The organism is Lysinibacillus sp. 1 U-2021, from assembly GCF_029916965.1.
Taxonomy (GTDB): domain Bacteria; phylum Bacillota; class Bacilli; order Bacillales_A; family Planococcaceae; genus Lysinibacillus; species Lysinibacillus capsici.
In genome coordinates this window covers 1,330,235-1,352,379 of record NZ_CP123966.1, presented here as the reverse complement: position 1 = coordinate 1,352,379, position 22,145 = coordinate 1,330,235, and the positions used below count along the sequence as shown (strand labels likewise).

The window sequence follows — 22,145 nt, the reverse complement described above, 5'->3', positions numbered from 1 at the left end:
TATATTGAAGGCAGCCTTTCTTTTTAAGCAAGCTTAAATCGGTTTACAACTTCTTGTAGCTCGTTTGAAATATCGTTCATATTTTGAATAGACTCAGCTACTTTTTGTAATTCTACTTGTTGATCCATTGCAGAAGCACTTACTTGTTCCGCAGAGGCTGCTGTTTGCTCTGAAATAGCCGAAATACTTTGGATAGCCATGATTGCTTGATTTTTATGCTCTAACATGCTAGATAGTTTATTCATTAATTCACTAATAGAATTTGCAATTGAACCTGACAAGTCACTGCTATCTTTAAATGCTAGTTGCGTGCTTTGTACGGACTCATTTTGAGATTGCATTAAATCTGCATTAGATGCAATCACAGCAACCGTCTGCTGAGAATTTTCAAGAATGCTTTCTACTGTACTCTTAATAATTTCTGTTTCATTCTTAGATTGTTCTGCTAGCTTTCTAACTTCCTCTGCAACTACAGCAAATCCTTTACCATGTTCACCAGCACGTGCAGCCTCGATACTTGCATTTAAAGCTAGCAGATTAGTCTGCTCGGTAATACTTTGGATCGAAGCAATAATCTGATTAATATTGGCAATATTGAAAGCTAATGATTCCATTTGCTGCTGAATACGCCCATTCATTTCATTTGTCTCCATATTACGCTCTCTTAAACTTTCAACCTCATGCAATCCTTTTTCTGTTGTTACACCTGTTTTATGAGATAGCTCATCCATTTCATTAGATAGAGCCGTAATCGCATCAATCTGATCTGATAAATCCATCATTCGATAATTTGTTTCTTCTGTATCCTCTGATTGCTTCGAGGCTCCTTGTGCAATCTCGTTGATAGCTACAGAAACCTCTTGACTAGAAGCAACTACCTCATTAAATGCCTCATTTACCTGATTAGAAGATTGGTTCAATAACCTCGTGGAATTTAGTACAGTTTGAATCGCACTATTGGTTTTATCTAACATATTATTATAAGCCACAGCCACTGCACCAATTTCATCAGGCTTAATATATCGCTCTTCTACCTTTTGTGTTAAATCCCCTTCGGCTGCAGTTTCAATCGATGCACGTAAAAATTTAAGTGGTTTTAGTTGTTTATAGATGAATAACACACTTGCAGCTGTCATCAAAACCACCATAATAATGGAAGCAATAATCGTAAATACAAATACATGATTATATGTTTCTAGAATCTTTGATTCAGCTAACACGACTTGAACAGTCCATGTTTCGTCAATACCCTCTAAAATCATTGGAGCAAAAACATTATAGGCCTTTTCCTTCAGTTGATTAGAGTCAACGTACATACTTGTTAGTTCACCATTTTCCATTGTCTTACTAATACTTGTCCAAGTAGGATCCTCTTGCATATTGCGCCCAACTAGCTCATCACCAAAACTGTTAGCTGTTAGCACACCTTTATTCGTAATAATTGCCGCATAACCGCCCTCTGGGGCATTCGATTTTGTTAAATCATTTAAAAAATCTATTGATACATCGGCTGTCAATACACCGAAAAATGATCCGGAAGCATTGATCAATGGCACCGAAATCGTTGTCATTAATACAGATTGTCCGTTGACATTATAATCATAGGGCTCTGTCAAAACTGCACGTCTCTCTTCTTTTGGTACCCAATACCATTCAGAAATACTCTTATCATCAATACCTTCGATTAGAGCAGTCGAGATATCATTTCCGTTCTTACTTAAATAAGGGATAAAGCGATTTTTACTATCTACTAAAGAAGCCTCAGTTGGTTCTAAAATAATAGATTCTTGCTCAAAGATTGCTCCTACTCCAAGAATGTCATTATTGCTAGCTAAATTTTTTTCCATTATGTCTATGACACCTTTGGTAGACAACGTATTATTCTTCTCCATGCTTTCTATGATACGCTTTGTTGTTTGTAATGTCGTATTGGCTTTCTTAAATCTTTCACTCATAATAGCTGCAGAGGATTCAGCAGTTTGCAATGTTCCATGCTCTGCGTCTTCAACACTTTGCTTTTTTATAATAATTCCCGTTATGACAGTATAGGATAAAAATAAAATGAGAAATAATCCTATTATAAGGGAAGAAAGTTTTAAGGCAATTCCTCTTGATTTTTTCATAACTAACACCCCCACTTTTATACTAATAATAATAGATGGATGATTGTATCACAATAAATTATTTAGCGAATAAAGTAGAAAATTTACAGAATTATAGAGAAAAATACCGATACTTTGCTAATCAATTATTTTTCAATATGAATGACTAATGACTTATTTGAATTGAGATTCATAGTAAAACATCCTCTTTGAATTCTAAATTATAGAAAAATATGATATATTAACTATTAAATAGTATGATTGGAGTGACTTACATGAAAAATAAAGCGCTATCAACATTAATGGCCACGGCTATTACAGCGACACTAGTATTACCAATGTCTACTGCGAATGCCGCATCATCTCAAATACAATCAAATTCATATGAGACACATGTAGCAGCAGCCAAAAAAGTAATAGGTGAATCCGTAACGATCAAAAATATAACAAAAGATACTGTGATAACATCTAATGGTACATTTAGAATTCAATCGGCATTAAAGCCCCTATTTGATACTTCAAATAAAGCTGCATTAACCAATGCCCGAGCTACCATTGTAGTGAAAAATGGTCAAATTACGGACGTTACCTCATTAATATTAAACAAAGCAGGTACTAGCAAAAAAACTGTCTATTTTGATGGAGGTGACGCACTAATCTCGGGAGATCTTACTGTAAACGCTGACTATGTAAAGGTTCAAGATGTTAGCGTAGATGGACAGCTTATCATTACAAACAGAGTAAAAAAAGCCGTTACACTCGATGAAGTAGTAGTAGATGAAACAATTACACTAAAACCAATTGTCACGAAAAAGGTAAGTTGGCTATACGTCAACCTAATCGATATGAAATCATCAAACATCAATTTGGGACGTACTAAAGTCAATATATCTTCTGACCAAACTCTTGCCAAAGTAGATGTAGTAGGTAAAGTGGAATCTTTTGAAGCAATGACTAATATAGAAAAGCTTACAATTGATGTAGCGAAAGATTTTAACCTTTATGGTGAGGGTAAAATTGAGCAAATTGTTGTAAAAGGCGGTACTAAAGTAGCTTTAGATTCAGGACATCTGGTAAACAATGTACAGGTGGACGATAGTCGTGTCTCCGTGACGCTTCCTGTCATTGATAAAAAGGAACTTAATACACTTATCGCATCCCCACCATATGTACAAGTATCTGTGAACGGCTATGATGTTTTAAATACGGACAAATGGACAACACAAGCAGACCGTACAGTGTTTGATTCTGCTGTAGCAAGTGCGAAAGCTATAGCAAATAATTCAAATGCCTCACAAGAACAGGTGAAAAATGCCATCAATCAGTATAAAAATGCACTAGCAGTCTACCAAGCTGCTCAGAAGAGTGGTACAAAATATGGTTATGGTGATAAAGCTTCCCTTCAATCTTTAATTAATTCTGTTCAATATGTTACGGTTTCATGGGACGGTTCAAATGTCCCTTATAATTCGCCTTGGACTACTCAGACGGAAAGAAACGCCATCGAAGCTGCTGTTTCGTCTGCACAGTTAATTGTCAATAATTATTATGCGACTCAAACTGATATTGCCAACGCGATCAATAATTTAAACAATGCTATTCGCACTTATAAAAATGCTTATAAGTATGGCACAAATGGTGGTTATAATGTCGAAAAATCTTATTTAGAGTCCCTTATCACTTCAGCCTATAATGACCTTGTGTCAATATCGTACAACGGAGATGGCAGTGATGTACCTTATTACTCAAAATGGACTTCACAAAATGACTGGATCTATATAAATAACTATATTGAACAAGCGAAATCTATTGTAAACAATTATTACGCAACTCAGCTTGAAGTCGTAAGTGCTTATAATAATTTGAACAGCGCATTGAGCTATTACAACTCTGCTAAACGTGATGGTTTATTACACTAAAAGAAGGACTCTGCGTCATGCAGAGTCCTTAAAATTTTAACTAATTAAAAGCATCTACTTGAGACATGGTATTAATCTGTTTCCAGCTTCTATACCAATCCTCAATCTCCTCACTTGGTTCCACTGCCAAATGCTCTTGAAGCGTCTTTTTTAACAGCCAATATTGCTCCTCAACGGCGGCTGTATTATTAAGTAGATCGTAAAGTTTCATTAAAGTAAAATAACCAACCTCTGCATCTTTAATCTATTAACTTCTTATATTATTTTTCCAAAATAACAAAAATCTCTATAACAATAGGCAATTTTAAATTATTCTAGCATTCAGAAATATACATCTTCTATACCACACATCTAAAAACCTCTTCAATCTTATTTCATGGTAGATATTAAGCACATTTGCATATGGTATTTTAAAGCAAAAGTACTTGAAGAAGTTGCAATGTTCCCTTTGTCTCTCCAACCTTTTTCTACTTACTGAGCATTTGCAATACAAACAGCACAAGTTCAACTAATAAATACAAAAAAGATTCTAGACTATGTTAAGATTAAATTAACACCATATATTGTATATATTGCCTTCAATTAACCAAGAACATTAAACACAGGAGGATTCTACATTATGAAATCTAAAAAGAAACTTGTCTTACTGTCTTTAGTGGCAGTGCCTTCACTTCTTTACACCGCGCCAGTATCGGCTGCTGAACTACCAAACTCAGCCTACATAACTGCTAACTACAATGCTAACGTGGCAAATGTTGTACAACTTATTAACAACATTAACAATACAACAGCTACCTTTCAAACAAACTTAGAGGCCGCTTTAAAAGCTTATAATGCTTTAACAGGCACGGAAAAACAGTATGTCACGAACTACTCCACTTTGTCAGCACATCAGCAAACAAGAATTGCTTATCGTAAGCTGGCAGCACAAATTGAAGAGAAATTGTATTCTGTGGATTCTACGTCCCCTAATTATTATCAAAATGTTACTGATACAAAAGATTGGTATAATACCCTGAATGCAGCGCAAAAAACATTTGTAAGTGCATCTGCGCAAAAAATTCTAACTTCCTATATCGCGCCAAATACATCTGTTGACAAGGTGGTCAATAAAATTCAATTGATTAATTCATCTCGTCTCTCGTTCCATAAAGATGTAGCCAATGCCCGAGCAGAGCTTAATGCATTACGAAGGTTTTCAAATATTTCTTTACCTGCAGGTATCGAGCAACAATTACTTGATGCAGAACAGCTGGTTGTAAAGGATAAAGCAGCAGCTAAAGAAGTTGAAAACGCTATTGCAGCTTTATCACCAAAAACATCGACAGCTCAGGATGTGCAGGCAGTCAAAACTTCTTTTGAAGCATTAACACCTGTTCAGCAGCAACTCGTCCCAAATGTTTGGACTTTAGTGGATTTTGTACAAGGAAAGCATACACTTCCTACAAAAGACAACATACCTAAAAAACCTGATTTATCAGATACGGCAGCTATTCCAGGAAAAACAACTGCGATGACAAAAAATAAAAATACTTATAGAGCCAAAATTAATGTAGCCGCATCAGAAATTGACACGGAACGTTATATTCTTACAACAAAGGACAAAATGACCATCATCATTCCGCCACTTTATACACTTGTCAATGAAGATGAAGGAATAATGGATATTCAAGTAACTAAAAAGGCAAACCGAATTACACTTCAAGCGACATTGAATAAAAAACCAGTAACCTTTGATGCCAATATGGAAATCATAATTGAAGGTTTAACAGCAAATTCATCCATCGTCCGCTCAAATGATTTGGGCAAGCGAGTTCCTGCCGATTTCATTATCAGTGGAAATCGCCATATTATCCAAACAACTATATCTGACACATTCCAAATCCTAAACAATTAAAATAAAAGCACTAAAGAAATACCAACCTGAAACGATGTTGGTTTCTTTAGTGCTATCTTTTGAAAGTGGGCTATAAAAACAATAGACAAAGTCAACTAATCGACTTTGTCTGATCGTAAATGAAAATATCTGCTCCATAAATGTTATGTATCAATAAATATTTATGGGGTAAACCATCCATTTTTTAATTTAATTTGTTGTAGCAACTAGTTGATCCACAATGAAATCTAGCTGTTTTGATAATGAATAAATGTCGTTGTAGTAACAAAAACCAAAATTCATTTCAATAAGCCTTCCTTCTTTAATGGCTGGAATATCAGCCCAAACTGGATGATCTGTTAAATCTACCATTCCTTCATAAGATGAGCGGAATACATAATCTCCTGCATAATCTGTTAAAACTTCTAAAGAAACATCGATTGCCTCATTGGTGTTGTATTTATCATCTATTTTCTTTTGAATAATATCTGGTGCTTTCATTCCTAAATACTCATAAATAGCTTGAGAACCACGTCCAAAGGTATAGCTTGTCACAACGGACATTTTTCCTTTGCCGCCCTCCATAATACTAACCGTTTTATCCGAAATACCTGCCTCTTTTAGCTTCTTTTGACTATCCTCTACTTTTGTATAGAAACTAGCTAAAAGCTCTTTTGCTTCTTTCTCTTTCCCTAGTACTTCACCAATCTTTGTTAAACGTTCATCGAGTGAGATTGAGAAATCGATCATGATTGTAGGTGCAATTTTCTGCATTTGATCGTAAAGCTCATCCTTACTTGGAATAATGATGACATCAGGTTTTAATTGGATCACTGCCTCGACATTTGGTTCAAACCATTCACCTAAACTTTCAACTGTTTTTAATTCTTCCTCAAATGCTGCTCCCTCTTGTATTTTAGAAGAACCCACTGGTGTCACATCAAATGCTAGTACATCACCTGTATAATACATCACCACTACTCGCTCAGGGTTAACAGGTATTTCTACGTCTCCTTTCATAGTAGAGACAGTTTTTGTTTGTGATTCGCTTACTGTTTGAGTGGTAGAGGCTTGTTTTTCCCCGCCCTGTGTACTGGTTGATGCCCCACTACTGCAAGCACTTAATAAAAGCGTCAGACATAGAAAGAGTGTTGTAAAAGCTGATAAACCTCTTTTATTCATTGGTTCATACTTCCTTTCATTATATTGATAACCATTCTCAATATAATCTTGGAAGCTCCAATCGACAATGGAGTATCTTTCAGACATTGAAGGACTATCTTTTATCAGATCACTTACTTTTTGCTTTTGACGGAATTTTGTAGGAGAAACGCCTACTCTCTTTTTGAAAAGTCTACTAAAATAATAGACATCACTATAGCCGACACCCAAAGCGATATCGCGTAAGCTAGCATTTGTCCTCTCAAGTAAAATAGAAGCTTTTTCAATACGTAGCTGAATTAAATACTCAATCGGGCTGCAACCTAATTGTTGCTTGAATTGAATGGATAAATGAGATGGACTATAGCGCAATGCCTTCGCAATGGATTCTAAGGTTAAAGGCTGTGCATAATTTTGCTCTAGATAGGCTTTAATTTGACTAGAGACATTTAGCTTTTGAATGTCGTCACTGTCCTGATCTAACTGCATGAAAATTTCATTTAATAATTGATAGAATAGCGATTTAACAGTAAATTTGCTGAGGTTATTGGCATTTTCCCACTTCTTATACATAAAATATATTTTTTCAAACATTGTAATAGGTGAGTTAGGAACAAGACTGTATTGATAGTTGAAAGGATTATTTGTTTGTAACGCCCTTGCTATCATTTTATTTGAGGTTAAAGGAATGGAAGCTCGATAAAATATTAAAAAATATTCAAAGCCTTTGTCTGTAGCCATTATTTGTAGTGTGGTGCCCTTTCCACCGTGAATAAGATGAAAGCCCTCTAGTGTATAGTTTATTAAATCGATTTGAACTTCCGCACCACCACCTGTGGCATAAAGAAACATATTTGCAGGCAATCTATATGATTTTCCAATTTCCCCAGGTTTGAATAGCTCATATCTTATATCGAGCACTTTGATCGTTGCTTGATTCCAAAGAAATAGAAACTCCTCTTTTGGTAGCATCCTACATCATTCCTTCCAATTCTTCACTACCTACAAGCTTATTATAATTGATAATTATTCTCAATATAAACCTGTATAAGCATAGAAAAATCACTCAAACAATCCAATGGCTGAGTGATTTAATGGAATTTCACTTAATTTTGTTTAGTATGTTGTACTAGCATATCCAATAATTTAGCTTATTTTTTATTCGTTAGCCAGTTTGTTAATTCCTCTACCTGAGCCAACACGGCTGTTGGGTCATATACCATGAGCGCTCCTCTGGCCAAACATAAAGATGATCATTTTTTACGGCTGGCAAGCTATCCCATATAGGATCTTTCTTAAAATAACCTAAAAACAGCATTGTTCCTAAGTAACCAGATTGAGTGGTCTTGAAACTCATTCCCTCCTGCATAAACGGCAATATAACTCCATATACCATTCGACCAAATCTCCTAGTTGTAACAATTAATAGCATTCCTGTTATGACAAACACCCAATAATTTTTCATTTTTACCCCCTTTCATTACACGAATCTTAGTCCAATGAAAGGTCCATTCTCCACCAATGGAAGGATACTTATACGGTAAAACGGATTTTAATTTAAGGTTACAGTTAGATTTTTGGATAAACCTTAATGGCCCTTTTTCATTTTATCCATTGTTCTAGGTCACTGACTAATTTATGCTAGCCTATATCGATAATGATTATCATTTACGGAGGAAGAGACATGAAAAAATTAAAGCGACATATGCTCATTTATAGCTTATTACTACTGGTTAGTATCATACTGGCTGCTTGTGGTTCTACCAATGAAGAAACGAAGAAGGAAGAGACAACAGCATCAGCATCAACCACTCGGGTCTATAAGGATTATTTAGGTCATGAGGTTGAAATTCCTGTAGATCCTGAGAGAGTGGTTTATCATGGAGAAGGATACGGTGATTTACTTGCATTGAATATCAAAACAGTTGGTGCTGGCTTCTCTTGGATTACAAATTACGCTTGGGAAGATCGCGTAAAAGATGTGGAGGACGTTGGTTTTCCTATTAATGTGGAAAAAACATTGTCATTAAAGCCTGATCTTATCATTATTGGTACTTCAGATGAAAAAACATATTCACAGCTTTCTAAAATCGCCCCTACTATCGTGTTTGATACTTTTGCGCCCTTAAACCAACGCTTAACAGAGCTGGGCGATATACTTAATAAAAAAGAAGAAGCAACTCAATGGATGGATGCTTATACAGAAAAAGCGGATAAAATGTGGGAGTCGCTTGTAGCTGATGACATCATTAAACCAGATGAAACGGCATCGGTTTTAACATATTATCCAGGAGATCGATTATTTGTCATGGCACGTGCTGGACTTTCTCAAGTTTTATACGATTCAAATGTGCTTAAGCCTGGCGACAACATACAAAAAATTCTTGATGATGGAACAGGCTTTGCTGAAATCTCCACAGAACTTCTTCCTGAATATGCTGGTGATCGAATTTTCATCCTTACACCAGTCGATGATGAAGCAAAACAATCGACAAAAGAAATGATAGAAAGTCCAATTTGGAAGAACCTACCAGCAGTGAAGAACGGTCATGTCTACACATTTGATATTGAAAAAAGTGATAGCGATGCCTCAACAAGAGAATGGCTGTTATCACAATTACCTACTATGTTAAAAAAATAACTAACAAGAGACATTTCATCTTTGTTGAAATGTCTCTTTACTTTTTATACAATACAGTTAATTGATAATCATTTTCATTTACTAAGGAAGTGAACAGATGGAAGACAATAAATCAGCTTCTATTAACAATGATTTACTATTTCATTTAGAAGATATTGACTGTATTTCGCAGAGCTATCCGTTTATCTCGACTTCTCATCATACGATGATACTTTTTACAAATGGCTGTGGGACATTAACGATTGATGATATACCCTATTTGGTGACGAAAGGAAAAATTTTTCTTGTTCAGCCCCATTCTATGATTGATTTATCGGATATAAATCATGGTTACCGTTTCTATAAAATTGCCTTTTCAGCCTTTCAGCTAAAACATAAGCACCCTTCCCCACATCTAGGATCTATTTTTTCTGATGAAGTGGAATATACAATTTATCCGTATACACGATTAATTCGTCTTAGCGAAGATCTGTATAATTTAAATCCTAAATTGGATTTTCTTAAACAACAAGGAGTCTTGTATGAACTCTTAAATTTATTATATGAACATCAGCTTCATATGAACTACCAGTTGACAATGACAAAGGCGGTTGAAGAAACTATTGACTATATACATAACTATTTTCGACAGCCTTTAACAGTGAAAAAGCTAGCGGAACTCGCTCGTATAGCTCAATGGCAATATAGTACGATCTTCCAAACCTTAACTGGGAAGAAACCGCTTGATTATATTACAGATTTACGTCTTACAAATGCCAAGGAATTATTACTACAAACAAATGAGCCATTAAAAGATATTGCGCAGCAAGTGGGATTTGATGATGAATATTATTTTAATCGCCGCTTCCGACAGGTAATTGGAATACCTCCAAAACAGTTTGCACGACAATATAAACAAAAAACTGTTGTAAAAGATTGGACAGGACACGAGGTAGCCATTCCTCGTTCACCACATCGTGTTATTTATCATGGAGAAACGTTTGGGGATATGTTGATTTTTGATGTGCAGCCAATAGGTGGTAACAAAAACTCTATTAGTAAATCCTTCTATAAAAACCATGTTCCTTATATTCAAGATGTTGCCTTTCCAATCAATCTTGAAAAATCTTCGAAGCTGAACCCTGATTTAATTATCTTTACAAATAATGACGAGCAGCAATATCAAGCACTATCTTCTATTGCACCAACAGTTACCCTAAATTCCTGGGATTCATTGGAGGAACGCGTTCTTTTATTAGGGCAGTGGCTTAGCCAACAACAGCGTGCAGAAGATTGGCTAGAATATTTTAAAATCCAAGAAAATACTATGTGGCAGCAGCTACAAACAGTGATAGAGCCTGGTGAAACAGCATCTGTTTTGACTTTTGATCATGGCAAACGCCTTTTTATTATGGGCTGTACAGGTCTATCCCCTGCCCTTTTTCATCCAGATGGTTTTCAGCCTCACCCACAAGTCAAAAAGCTACTTCAAGCAGGCGAAGGGTATAGAGAAATACCAATAGATCACTTACCTCAGTATGCTGGTGACCGCATCTTTATGTTGTTATCTGATAAACCCGAATCGCAAATGGCTACGATGGAGTTGATTAATAGCGATATGTGGAAAGGACTCCCTGCTGTCCAAACTAACCATACTTATTTAGTGGATGCAACAAAGTGGAATTACGGAGATGCCTTTACAAGAGAGAAGTTACTCGGTGCATTACCAAAACTATTGGTTACTGCCAAGTAATTCTCATACCTATAATAAGGGGTGACATTTATATGAAAACGGGAAGTATAACAGATACGACAACTCAAATATCATTAAAGGATATTCGAGATTATATTGCTAAAAACCATCATCAACCTCTCACGATTAAGCATCTAGCACTCATTTCGGGTCTGAGTTCCAGCTACTTTGGAGAGGCATTTAAAAAGGCATTCGGTCAAAGTGCCACAGATTATTTAACGGCGCTACGTATCGGACATGCCAAGCAATTACTGCGTGATACCGATTTATTACTTCGTGAGATTGCTAGAAAAGTAGGTTACAGTGACGAATTTTATTTTAGCCGAAAATTTAAAAAAGAAGTTGGGATTTCACCTTCTGCTTATAGTAAGATGGCTCGCCAGCGTATTTCTACTTTTTCGGTCTCCGCTACCGGAAATTTATTAGCGCTTGGTATCATACCAGTTGCAGCTCCGCTGAATGCTAAATGGAGTCCTTATTATTACAATCATTATCAAGAGAAAATTCCCGTGCATGTTAATATATTCGATACAGAATCAGAGGACAACTTCAAAAAATTAGCCTCCGTTAAGCCAGATATTCATATTTTTCAAGAGGAACCCTCCCTCTCCATGCTTAATTGGCTTCAAACTATTGGCATCAAAAGTGTCTTTATACAAGCGAAGGATTGGCGAACACAGCTGAGAGAAATAGCTGTAGCTGTTAAAAAGCAAAGCGTAGGTGAGCACTTCATTCAAACATATGAACAAAAGGTATTACAGGCGAGATTAGAAATTAATCAAGTTGCTGAAAATGATACGTTTGCTGTTCTTCGTTTATGCGGTGATCAATTATTTATGTATTGTAATAAAGGGATTCAGGATGTACTGTATACAGATTTACAGCTTCGCTCTGTCGATGCTCACCAACAAACATATAATGAGCATATTACACTTGATCAGCTAGTAAATATAGACCCTGACCGTTTGCTATTTATCATTTGTCCCGATTCACCAACCCGAAATTATTGGCTTACTCTACAATACCTTGATCGTTGGAAAGAGCTCCGTGCTGTAAAAAATGGACATGTCTATGTTTTACCTTCGAATCCTTGGTTCGAATACTCAGCTATTGCTATAAGCCGAATGCTAGATGAAATGTTACTTATGCTAACCGGAAAAAATCCAAATCCTTTTCCTGTCCCCGTCCATGGTAACGTATCAGACAGTGATTTATAATTTCATTTGAGAATGATTATCACTGGAAGGAGACTTTGATGAACAATGAAACAAAATTGTCCTATTCAATGTCATACAATTATAAAATCTGCCTATTTATCAGCGATGTTTTTGCTTACTATCGGCATACTTTCCGCCTGCAATACCCAATCAAGCAATAAAGTGGAACAGGTAGAAACGCAGGCATCCTCAGAAAGTACAAAGGAGCAAAGTATTTATCCGTTAACACTAAAAGATGAGGTTGGTAATGAGGTAACACTACCAGCTAAGCCTACTAAAATTTTTGCACCTGTCATGGAGGATTCATTACTAGCTCTTGGTATCAAGCCTACTATGCAATGGTCTAATGGTGTTAAGCCACAGCTTTATTTACAAGATCAGCTACAGGGTATACCAGAAATTAGCTTTGCAAGCGGTCCCCCATCAGCCGAAGCCATTATGGCAGATAAACCAGACTTAATTATTTTGCACAATTCATTTTATATGGAAAATGGCACCTATGAAAAATATGCAAAAATCGCACCAACCTATGTTTTTAATAATGCTGCAAGTGATTTAGAAGGCTCTATTAAAGTTTTAGGGCAACTACTTGATGAAACAGACAAGGCTGAGCAAGCCATACAGGATTATCAAGAAAAAGTAGATGTAGCAAAAACAAAGCTATCCTCTATAACAGAGGGTAAAAAAATTGCGTTAATTCGCTTTAATGCAAAAGGTATGTTTTTCATGACAGATGAGTATTTTAGTGGGTATGTCTTAACACATGAATTAGGATTTGAACAAAGCAGCTACGTGAAAAATGGTGCCTTCGAAGTATCATTGGAGATTCTACCTGAACTGGATGCCGATTATATTTTCCTAATCAATGATGGTAATCTTGGGGATGAATTTTTAAATGAGTTGAAGAACAGTAAAATTTGGCAAAGTACAGCAGCCTTCAAAAACAATCAAGTATTTGAGACATCCGCGGATTACTGGCTAAATGGCGGTATTCATGCTCAAGGAAAAGTGATAGAAGATGTATTGGAGTTTTTAGCGCCATGATAACAATGACAAAGAAACCTTATACATCAGAAAACTACTTTGAAGTTGCCATGACATCTCGTCAACAGCTAGATTATCGCATTTTAATTGCAAGCCCAACAGATGAACCACCAGCAGATGGTTATACTGTCATCTACGCCTTAGATGGGGACGCCCTTTTTCCAACACTTGCAGAGGCAGTGAAATTACAAACACGTAAACCAAAAGGCTATGATCCTATTCTTGTTATTGGCATCGGTTATCCCTCAAAGGAACCTTTTGATATGGAGCGACGCTGTCTCGATTTTACACTACCTGTTACCAAAGAACATCTGCCTCCACGTCCAGATGGAACGCCTTGGCCTCCAAATGGCAAAGCTAATGAGTTCTTAGATTTTATTGAACATGAGCTCATGCCTGCTATAGCAAAGGAATGGCCTCTCAATAAAAAGAAGCAAGCGATTGTTGGTCATTCCTTAGGCGGTCTTTTCACACTATATGCTTTATGTGCAAGACCTCACTTATTCAGTCATATTGTAGCTGGCAGTCCCTCTGTTTGGTGGGCAGACAATGCAGTACTAAAAGTAATAGACAGATTTTTTGAAGATTGGAACGGTCAGCATGCTATTAATCTCTTACTTACAATCGGTGCTAACGAGTTGCCAGATATGTTAGAGGGAGCTGATCTAGCGGCTGAACAACTGAAGCGTTTAAGCGACCAAAACATTCTTACTAATTATGTGAAGTTTGATGAGGAGGACCATGTGAGCGTTCTACCCTGTATGCTTGGCCGCCTTCCTCGGTTTTTGGATTCCTAGTAGAAAAACCCAAGTGGTAATCATTCCACTTGGGCATTTTTATAACATTTACTTCTCTTTCTCTAAATGATCCTTAAGTATGCTAGCGATTTCCTCAACTTGTGATTTTAAAGCAATGGATCATAAGGCCAGAAACGCACTGGGTTTAAGTTGATACGCTATTATTTTTGACAGCTTCAATTGTCAATAGTAAAATTGTGAGGAACCAGTCATGTTAGTTCTAAGATCATTTAACCAAGATTAATACTTTTTTAAACTAAATGAATTATTAATTTTTCGCATTCTTTATTTTCTTTTTACGGATAACCTTAAATAAAATTGCTACGATGATTATGATCATTATAAAACTTAAATATGGGATCCACCATTTAATAGTTTCAACTATTCCCTCCGATAATCCAAAACCCATTAGAAATTCAGTCATAATATCTTCTCCTTTTATTTAAGTCTACTGTCTAAAATTACCTGTTTTGCACTCTGATAAGTTGCCATGAAATATATTACATATAGCAACAAAATAATACCAAAGCTTAAAAACATATTCTGTTTGATAGAAACTTCAAAAAATGGTTCTAATTTTTCTAATACAACCTTAGTAGTAAAGATCGATATGAAACTAGCTAAAATTAAAGGTGAAATAAAATAAAATCCAATTTGTCTAAATAACAACCTATTAATCATTTTTTTATCTGCACCAATTTTCGATAATGTCAGGTATCTTTCTTTGTTATCCTGTGTTTCTGTTAATTGCTGTAATGCTAGTATGGATAACGTGACAATCATTAAAATTATTCCTAAGTAACTACTAATAAAAGCTATTACTCCAAATACGCCAAAGTAAGTGTCTTGTATCACACTCTTAGTTACATAATAAATCTCTCCATCAAGAGATTTTTCGACCCATTTATTATTCATTATTTTATAGACCGTACCCTCAATTTCTTGAGAGGGAAAAACGCCATTCAATAAGAAACTATCAGGATTCATATAATTTTTCATATTGTCTGGAACAACCACTGTTCCTACATCATTTGCCCTGGTTGAATTTGTTAAGTAAGTAATGTTACCAAATATTTTTTTGTTTGCAGGAGTGAGCTCCTTATCACCAATTCTTATTTTCCCTTCTTTATTTAAGAAATATTGAATATGTTTATTAAAGGGTTCATAATTTGCATTAATAATGAATTTATTTTCTCCTAACCGAATTCCCTCTTCTCCAGATAGTTCCAATATTTTATTGTAATCTGTTTCAGTTATTAAAGTAACTTGTGACATAAGTATCTCTTGCTCTAAATCAGATAGTTTTACTTGTTGCTCTTTAAACAATTCTCCATAAGTTAAATCTGCATTAAACAACATTATCTCTACATAACTTTTAAGATTTTCTTTAAGTGGAATGCCATCTTGTTTTGCTGTTTCTAAAAGATTTTTGTTATCCTCATATGGTTTTACAATTGTTAAGTCAAATGGGGTAGCCGTGGTAACTTGTTTATTCATAGAACTTGTAACACTAAATCCTGTACCTAGAACAACCAGTGAAGCTATCAGTAATGCACTTAAGATACTTATTACTAGAAAATTGATTTGCATTTTACTTCCGAATTGTCGAAACAAAAATGAATTTAGTTCTTTAAAATATAGCTTTTTGTTTCTTTTAGCCAAGAACACCATCACACCGGAAATTGTATAATAAAACAAAATAATACCAACACCAAGAAGCGAGACTATTACAGTTAAATAATTCTTATCAAGTCCGAATTTCATTAACAATAGTATTCCAGTAGTTATTAAAGTAATTGCTACTAAAAAAAGGCTACTTGTCGCCCATTTGTTATAGACCTTTAACTCTTGATTTTTACGATTCGCAGTTAATAAATCGATAAGTTTAATGTTCATAATATTACGAGTATTAAAAAGTGCTACTATAATATAAATAATTGAAAAACTTATAATAGTTTCTTTTATAGCTTCTTTTGATAACAGCAATTTATATCCTACTGCATCACCTACAAACATTTTTAAAGCTAATATCGAAATAACTTGTGACATTAAAAATCCTAGCCCAAGGCCTATAATTAAAGCAAATAACCCTACCAAAAAGGTCTCACCTACAAAAATAAAGGATATCCGCCATTTACTCATCCCTAATGTCATATAAATACCCATTTCTTTTTTTCTTCGCTTCATTATGAATTGATTGGCATATATGATGAGAAAAGCAAACACAATTGCAATGAACCTTGTTAATAGTCCAATATACGTAACTAATGCATCCCCAAAAATCTCCATAGAATAATTTAAATCATTTAAAGCTGGTTGTGATGATACTGAATTAAATGCATAAAATAGGCTGACACCTAAGACAAGAGTTAGAAAATAGATAGCGTAATCTTTAATACTTCTGCCTACATTTTTATATATCAATTTAAAACTCATCATTGATATTTCCTCCTAGTAGTGCAACGACCTCCATTATTCGATTAAAGAAAGTTTTACGATCATCTTTTCCTCGTATTAGTTCATTAAAAATTTCTCCATCCTTTAGAAAAATAATCCTTCTGCAATAACTAGCATTATAAGGATCGTGAGTAACCATCAAAGTTGTAGCATCTTGTTGCTGATTTAATATTTCTAAATTTTTCAGCAGCATTTTAGCAGATTTACTATCAAGAGCCCCTGTTGGCTCATCGGCTAATAATAATGTAGGCCTTGTAACAATGGCTCTTGCTGCCGCGATTCTCTGCTGTTGTCCTCCTGACATTTGATATGGATATTTGTACAATACTTCCTTTATATCCAAAGCGGCGGCAACTCTATCGACTTCATGTTCAATTTCATTCACTGGGTAATTAATTATAGATAATGCCAAAGAAACGTTTTCAAAAGCAGTTAGTGTATCTAGTAAATTATATTCTTGAAAAATAAAACCTAACTTCTCACTTCTAAATTTTGACAATTTATGTCCCTTTAATTTTGTGACATTTTCGCCATCTATAAATACATGACCAGCTGTAGCAGTATCAATGGTTGAAATACAATTAAGTAAAGTCGATTTACCACTTCCACTTGGTCCCATAATTGCTATAAAATCGCCTTTTTGCACTTCAAATGAAATGTTTTTTAATGCATGGGTTACGTTACCCTTATTACCATACACCTTTTCAATATTCTCAACTTTTAATATTGTATTCACTTCCCATTTTCACTCCTTTTATGGATGACTTATCCTTTTACTACCATAATTTTACCATTCAATGAATTTACAAAAAATCGATTATTGTATCATAATATTACCGTTTTGTAAGATTACTAACTATGCACTATAATATAATGAAAATGTATAAATAATGGAAATAAAACCAGCCATTGGTTCTGTTGGGGAGAGATTAAAAATGAAAATATTCATTATCGAAGATGATCCAATTATCAGAAAGGAACTTTTTGACTTTCTAGAGAGGTATGGGTATGAATGCATAAGTGGCGATGATTTCACAAAAATTGTAGAAGATGCTCTACTAAGCATGCCTCATTTAATTATTTTAGATCTTAACCTTCCTTTTCAAGACGGTTTTCAGGTGTGTCGTGAAATTCGGAAATTGTCTTCTGTACCCATTATTATAGTGACTAGCCGTGACACTTCCTTTGACGAACTATTAAGTCTCCAAATAGGAGCAGATGACTTTATTACAAAACCATATGATTTACAAATCCTTTTAGCTCATATTCAATCCGTTTTAAAGAGAACTTACGAAATTTCCAAAAGTGCTATTCTTTCTTATAAAGATTTAACACTGGAAATATTAAAGAGCAAAGCTATTTATAATAATATAGAAATAGAACTTACAAAAAATGAATTATGTATTCTTAGATTATTGATGATGAATAAAGGAAACGTAGTTTCTAGAGATGAAATAATGAATGAGCTTTGGCAAAACGGAGATTTTGTTGATGAAAACACCTTAAATGTTAATATATCGAGGTTAAGGCGCAAATTGGAATCAATCGGTTTAAAAAAATATTTATTAACGAAGAGAGGACAGGGTTATCAGTTATGAGTTTAATTGAATTTTTTAAGGAAAAACAGTTAGCAATACTTTTTCATTTACTATCATTGCTAATTATCTCTAGTATCCTCTACTTGTATAATGAAAATGGAAGTTTAGTAATAGTAATAGATTTACTTCTTCTATTTTTCTTTTTCACACCAATTATAGTTAAATACTATCAATTAAGGAAATATTATAATGAAATAAAAAATATTTCAAAACAAATCAAAGAAAAAACATATATCGCAGATATTGTAGAGGAGCCCCCTTTTTTTTCAGGGAAATTCTTCTACAACATCTTAAATGAAGCAACAAAATACATGAATGATTGTATGTTCTCTTTGAAAAACTCTCAACGTGATTATACCGACTACATTGAACTTTGGGTGCATGAAATAAAAACACCAATCACTGCCCTAAAATTAATTATAAGTAACCATAAGACACCTGAAAACATCCTTATTCAAGAAGAACTATTAAAAATAGAAGGTTATGTTGAACAAGCTCTATACTATGCAAGAAGCAGTACTTTAAATCAAGATTATAGAATAGAAACATTTACACTTGATAAGGCTGTAAATTTAGCCATTAAATCACTATCTCTAAGTATTATTCGTGCCAACGGTAGTATATATAAGGATAACCTCGATTTGAAAGTCACATCTGATTCAAAATGGATTATTTTTATTTTGAAGCAATTAATAGATAATGCTATCAAATATCGTCATAATCCACTTAAATTATCCTTTATTGCTAAAAAAGTAGAAAACGGTACTTTATTGTTAATATCAGACAACGGTATAGGTATAGCTTCATCTGATATTGAGAGAATTTTTAAACGTGGATTCACAGGAACCAATGGTAGAAACTATGTTAAATCTACTGGTATGGGTTTGTACCTTTGTGAAACCTTGTGCAAAAAATTAGGGTTACGCATAAGTGTAGATTCTCAAGAAGATACTGGCACTACATTTAAAATATATTTCCCTGATAAACTGCGATTATTCCAAGAATCTAAATAATAGAGTTTATTTATTTCAAATCTCTTTTTTTGAGTACATAGAGACCTATTATATAAATTACTACTGAAAAGAAGCTTAAGTAAATAATATCATTAATATTGTAGTATAGAGTAGAAAAACCATCAGAAGCAATGTAAAAAGGTGTATTCTCCATAATCGTCTTTATCCAACTGTCATCTCTTTCTACAATTTGTATACCAATGTTATATAAAAAAATATATAGAACATATCCAATTATTAATGAGTAAACGCGATTGAACGTAATAGAAATTGTAAATATACCTAATGATAAGATAGAAGCGAAATAAACTATATATACAATCCAAACTGAAAATAGCGTACTTAGGATCTCCATACTAGAGAAATGTTTACCTATGAAAAGTTGAACAGTTAATCCAATTAATATATTAAAAATGCCATATAAAGAAGTATAAAATAAAAATGAAACACTTTTAATATGAATTATTTGACTTCGACTGAACATACTACTAAATACCATTTTCGAAGTTCCAAAACTAAACTCGGATCCTATCATATTACTGCCTAAGTAAATAAAGTAAATTTGTATAATAAATAAGGAAATACCAATATTTCCGCTTAACTCTACGCTTTTACTTAAGTTCATCTGATAATAAAGAACATTATCAATAATTGTAGCAATAAATAGTATTATTAAGAAAACGCATGTTGATGTATCAAATATTTTCTTTATTTCCATTCGGCTTATAGAAAACATACCAGTCATATTATCAATCTCCTAAATTTCCCTTTTATTAATAATTATTAAAGCTATTAAAAATAATACTAAGCCCGTTAATGCTAAACAAATATTATTGGACATTGATAAATTATTATATTGCATTCCCTTATAAACCAAAGCCAGTGGATTCTCTTTAATCCAAAGAGCTAATTTTGTTGTAGCGTCTAATTTTATTAAAATAATACCTCTAATCATACTCTCAAATGAAAACATAGAAATAATGGAAACTATTGTTGCAATTTGACTGAACGTAATAAACCCAATGATGAAAGATAAACTAGAAACAAAAAAGGAAATAAGTATATAATTTGTTAGATTAGTAAAAATATCGTGTGTAAGGTTATTCAGAGTAAATTTATTATGTTCCAATATCCACAATAAATTGGCTAGTAATCGGTGAATAGTTCCTACAATACATCCAATTAAAATCAATGAAAGTAATTTTGATAGGACTATATTTATACGTGAAAAAGATCCTGTGAATATAATTCTAGAAGTTTTTAATGAAAACTCTCTGGACATAATAAAAGAAGGCATAATGAGAATAATATAGTATGAAATATCACCAAAGTAATTGAAATATGTATCCAAATCCGAAGGGGTTGGGTACATGGGCCTTTTTAGATAAATTGTAATAGTGTACAAAACTGCAATAAATAAACTTGACCAAATGCCATATCTTTTGAATAATTGTTTAACCTCTAATATTGATATTCTTATAGTGCTATTCAATCTTATTTCCTCCCATTAACTCAAAAAATCTCTTTTCTAAATCTTTGCGAAGTGGATAAATAGCATTTATACTAATTTTATTTTTTACTAAATCTACTATAAGGGAATCAGAATCTTTATAAAGATATTGAAATTTTACTTTATCTTGATCAACTTCTATAAAAGGAATGTTTTGTATATCATTTAAATAGTTTTTTACCATTTCTATTTTTTTAGTTTCTATGATAAATTCATGTAGCTCTCTATCACTCTGTTTTTCTGTTTTTAAATCAATATAATCTACTACTGTTCCCTTCTTCAAAAATAAAACTTTATCACAAACAGCTTCAATTTCTGATAAAATATGGCTGGATATAAGAATTGATATCCCTTTCTCTTTTGAAACTTTTCCTAATATTTCTCTTATTTCAGCAACTCCTTCTGGATCTAATCCATTTGTAGGTTCATCTAAAATCAATAATTTAGGATTATTAACTAATGCCTGTGCAATTCCTAACCTCTGTTTCATTCCTAAAGAATACCTTTTTACCTTCTTATGAACAAAACCTTCAATCCCCAATAAATGGACTACAGATGAAACATTATCTCTATCATATCCCCCTGAAATCTCTGCAAAATAAATAAGGTTATCCATTCCACTCATATGGGGATAAAAACTAGGGTATTCAATCAGTCCTCCAATACGTTTTATATGTTGTAAAGGTTGCTTTTCAATATCAAACCGAACCTCCCCCTCAAACTTCGTTATTAATCCCATAATTATTCGCATAAGGGTTGTCTTTCCTGCACCATTTGGTCCAACTAAACCTATTACTTCACCTTTTGGAACTGAGAAAGAAACATTATTAATTACTTTATTATTTCGATAACTTTTTGTGATATTCGTCAATGTTAAAATATTACTCATTTCTTCTCCTCCTTGTAACGCATTTTATCAATTACACGCAACAATTTTACTGATTTCCCATAAAAATGGTTTATAATAACATTTTATTAAAATAAGTATTTATTGTAAAATAATAACATTTATAAATATTATTCTTTCATAAAAAAGATATAGCAAATTGTAATTTAGTAGTCTTTCTCCCTAGCTGAA

The 22,145-nt window shown here is 33.7% G+C and carries 18 protein-coding genes and 1 pseudogene; 9 read left to right on the top strand and 10 right to left on the bottom strand.

Annotated features, from left to right (window positions below; all coding sequences use genetic code 11):
• Positions 1-23 precede the first annotated feature (23 nt).
• Positions 24-2,123, bottom strand: a complete 2,100-nt coding sequence (locus QH639_RS07060; RefSeq protein WP_237899098.1) for a methyl-accepting chemotaxis protein — start codon at positions 2,121-2,123, stop codon at positions 24-26.
• Positions 2,124-2,377: 254 nt separating this feature from the next.
• Here QH639_RS07060 and QH639_RS07055 point away from each other — a divergent pair, with 254 nt between their 5' ends.
• Positions 2,378-4,021 (top strand): S-layer protein, encoded by a 1,644-nt coding sequence (locus QH639_RS07055; RefSeq protein WP_131522195.1) that lies wholly within the window; start codon positions 2,378-2,380, stop codon positions 4,019-4,021.
• A gap of 40 nt (positions 4,022-4,061) precedes the next feature.
• Here QH639_RS07055 and QH639_RS07050 read toward each other — a convergent pair whose 3' ends face one another.
• Positions 4,062-4,232, bottom strand: a complete 171-nt coding sequence (locus QH639_RS07050; RefSeq protein ID WP_237899095.1) for a bacterial transcriptional activator domain-containing protein — start codon at positions 4,230-4,232, stop codon at positions 4,062-4,064.
• Positions 4,233-4,640: 408 nt separating this feature from the next.
• Here QH639_RS07050 and QH639_RS07045 point away from each other — a divergent pair, with 408 nt between their 5' ends.
• Complete coding sequence (locus QH639_RS07045; RefSeq protein WP_131522194.1) at positions 4,641-5,918, top strand: hypothetical protein; 1,278 nt, start codon at positions 4,641-4,643, stop codon at positions 5,916-5,918.
• Between the two features lie 189 nt (positions 5,919-6,107).
• Here QH639_RS07045 and QH639_RS07040 read toward each other — a convergent pair whose 3' ends face one another.
• Positions 6,108-8,030 (bottom strand): ABC transporter substrate-binding protein, encoded by a 1,923-nt coding sequence (locus QH639_RS07040; RefSeq protein WP_281115864.1) that lies wholly within the window; start codon positions 8,028-8,030, stop codon positions 6,108-6,110.
• Between the two features lie 328 nt (positions 8,031-8,358).
• Positions 8,359-8,523, bottom strand: a pseudogene (locus QH639_RS26370) (MFS transporter); the annotation flags it as partial.
• A 219-nt stretch (positions 8,524-8,742) separates the two neighbouring features.
• Between QH639_RS26370 and QH639_RS07030 the strand changes: the two are divergent.
• The 5 genes from QH639_RS07030 (at position 8,743) to QH639_RS07010 (ending at position 14,489) form a co-directional block, all read left to right on the top strand.
• Positions 8,743-9,699: an ABC transporter substrate-binding protein gene (locus QH639_RS07030; protein ID WP_193767423.1), complete on the top strand. Its 957-nt coding sequence runs from the start codon at positions 8,743-8,745 to the stop codon at positions 9,697-9,699.
• 97 nt (positions 9,700-9,796) lie between these two features.
• Positions 9,797-11,431: a helix-turn-helix domain-containing protein gene (locus QH639_RS07025; protein WP_281115862.1), complete on the top strand. Its 1,635-nt coding sequence runs from the start codon at positions 9,797-9,799 to the stop codon at positions 11,429-11,431.
• A 32-nt stretch (positions 11,432-11,463) separates the two neighbouring features.
• Positions 11,464-12,648 (top strand): helix-turn-helix domain-containing protein, encoded by a 1,185-nt coding sequence (locus QH639_RS07020; protein ID WP_131522191.1) that lies wholly within the window; start codon positions 11,464-11,466, stop codon positions 12,646-12,648.
• Between the two features lie 45 nt (positions 12,649-12,693).
• On the top strand, positions 12,694-13,692 hold the full coding sequence (locus QH639_RS07015) for an ABC transporter substrate-binding protein (protein ID WP_281115861.1): 999 nt from the start codon (positions 12,694-12,696) through the stop codon (positions 13,690-13,692).
• Positions 13,689-14,489 carry an alpha/beta hydrolase gene (locus QH639_RS07010; RefSeq protein ID WP_131522189.1) on the top strand — a complete coding sequence of 267 codons (801 nt, stop codon included), beginning with the start codon at positions 13,689-13,691 and terminating at the stop codon, positions 14,487-14,489. Before QH639_RS07015 ends, QH639_RS07010 begins: the two co-directional genes overlap by 4 nt.
• 268 nt (positions 14,490-14,757) lie before the next feature.
• Here the strand turns inward: QH639_RS07010 and QH639_RS07005 are convergent, their stop codons facing one another.
• Genes QH639_RS07005 through QH639_RS06995 form a run of 3 tightly spaced genes read right to left on the bottom strand, consistent with a single transcriptional unit; the run spans position 14,758 to position 17,682 of the window.
• Positions 14,758-14,913 (bottom strand): hypothetical protein, encoded by a 156-nt coding sequence (locus QH639_RS07005; protein WP_193767422.1) that lies wholly within the window; start codon positions 14,911-14,913, stop codon positions 14,758-14,760.
• A 14-nt stretch (positions 14,914-14,927) separates the two neighbouring features.
• Positions 14,928-16,928, bottom strand: a complete 2,001-nt coding sequence (locus tag QH639_RS07000) for an FtsX-like permease family protein (protein ID WP_131522188.1) — start codon at positions 16,926-16,928, stop codon at positions 14,928-14,930.
• Complete coding sequence (locus tag QH639_RS06995) at positions 16,915-17,682, bottom strand: ABC transporter ATP-binding protein (protein ID WP_237899088.1); 768 nt, start codon at positions 17,680-17,682, stop codon at positions 16,915-16,917. The genes QH639_RS07000 and QH639_RS06995 overlap by 14 nt, the downstream gene beginning before the upstream one ends.
• A gap of 199 nt (positions 17,683-17,881) precedes the next feature.
• Here QH639_RS06995 and QH639_RS06990 point away from each other — a divergent pair, with 199 nt between their 5' ends.
• Together QH639_RS06990 and QH639_RS06985 are read left to right on the top strand one after the other, a co-directional pair.
• Positions 17,882-18,544: a response regulator transcription factor gene (locus QH639_RS06990; RefSeq protein WP_131522186.1), complete on the top strand. Its 663-nt coding sequence runs from the start codon at positions 17,882-17,884 to the stop codon at positions 18,542-18,544.
• Positions 18,541-19,557 carry a sensor histidine kinase gene (locus tag QH639_RS06985; protein ID WP_131522185.1) on the top strand — a complete coding sequence of 339 codons (1,017 nt, stop codon included), beginning with the start codon at positions 18,541-18,543 and terminating at the stop codon, positions 19,555-19,557. Before QH639_RS06990 ends, QH639_RS06985 begins: the two co-directional genes overlap by 4 nt.
• A gap of 10 nt (positions 19,558-19,567) precedes the next feature.
• Here the strand turns inward: QH639_RS06985 and QH639_RS06980 are convergent, their stop codons facing one another.
• From QH639_RS06980 to QH639_RS06970, 3 genes are read right to left on the bottom strand one after another with little or no spacing between them, the layout of a single operon-like run.
• Positions 19,568-20,302, bottom strand: coding sequence for a hypothetical protein (locus QH639_RS06980; RefSeq protein WP_259420354.1), 735 nt, complete (start codon positions 20,300-20,302; stop codon positions 19,568-19,570).
• Positions 20,303-20,314: 12 nt separating this feature from the next.
• Positions 20,315-21,049, bottom strand: a complete 735-nt coding sequence (locus QH639_RS06975) for a hypothetical protein (RefSeq protein WP_131522183.1) — start codon at positions 21,047-21,049, stop codon at positions 20,315-20,317.
• Positions 21,042-21,956: an ABC transporter ATP-binding protein gene (locus tag QH639_RS06970; RefSeq protein ID WP_281115860.1), complete on the bottom strand. Its 915-nt coding sequence runs from the start codon at positions 21,954-21,956 to the stop codon at positions 21,042-21,044. The genes QH639_RS06975 and QH639_RS06970 overlap by 8 nt, the downstream gene beginning before the upstream one ends.
• Positions 21,957-22,145 lie beyond the last annotated feature (189 nt).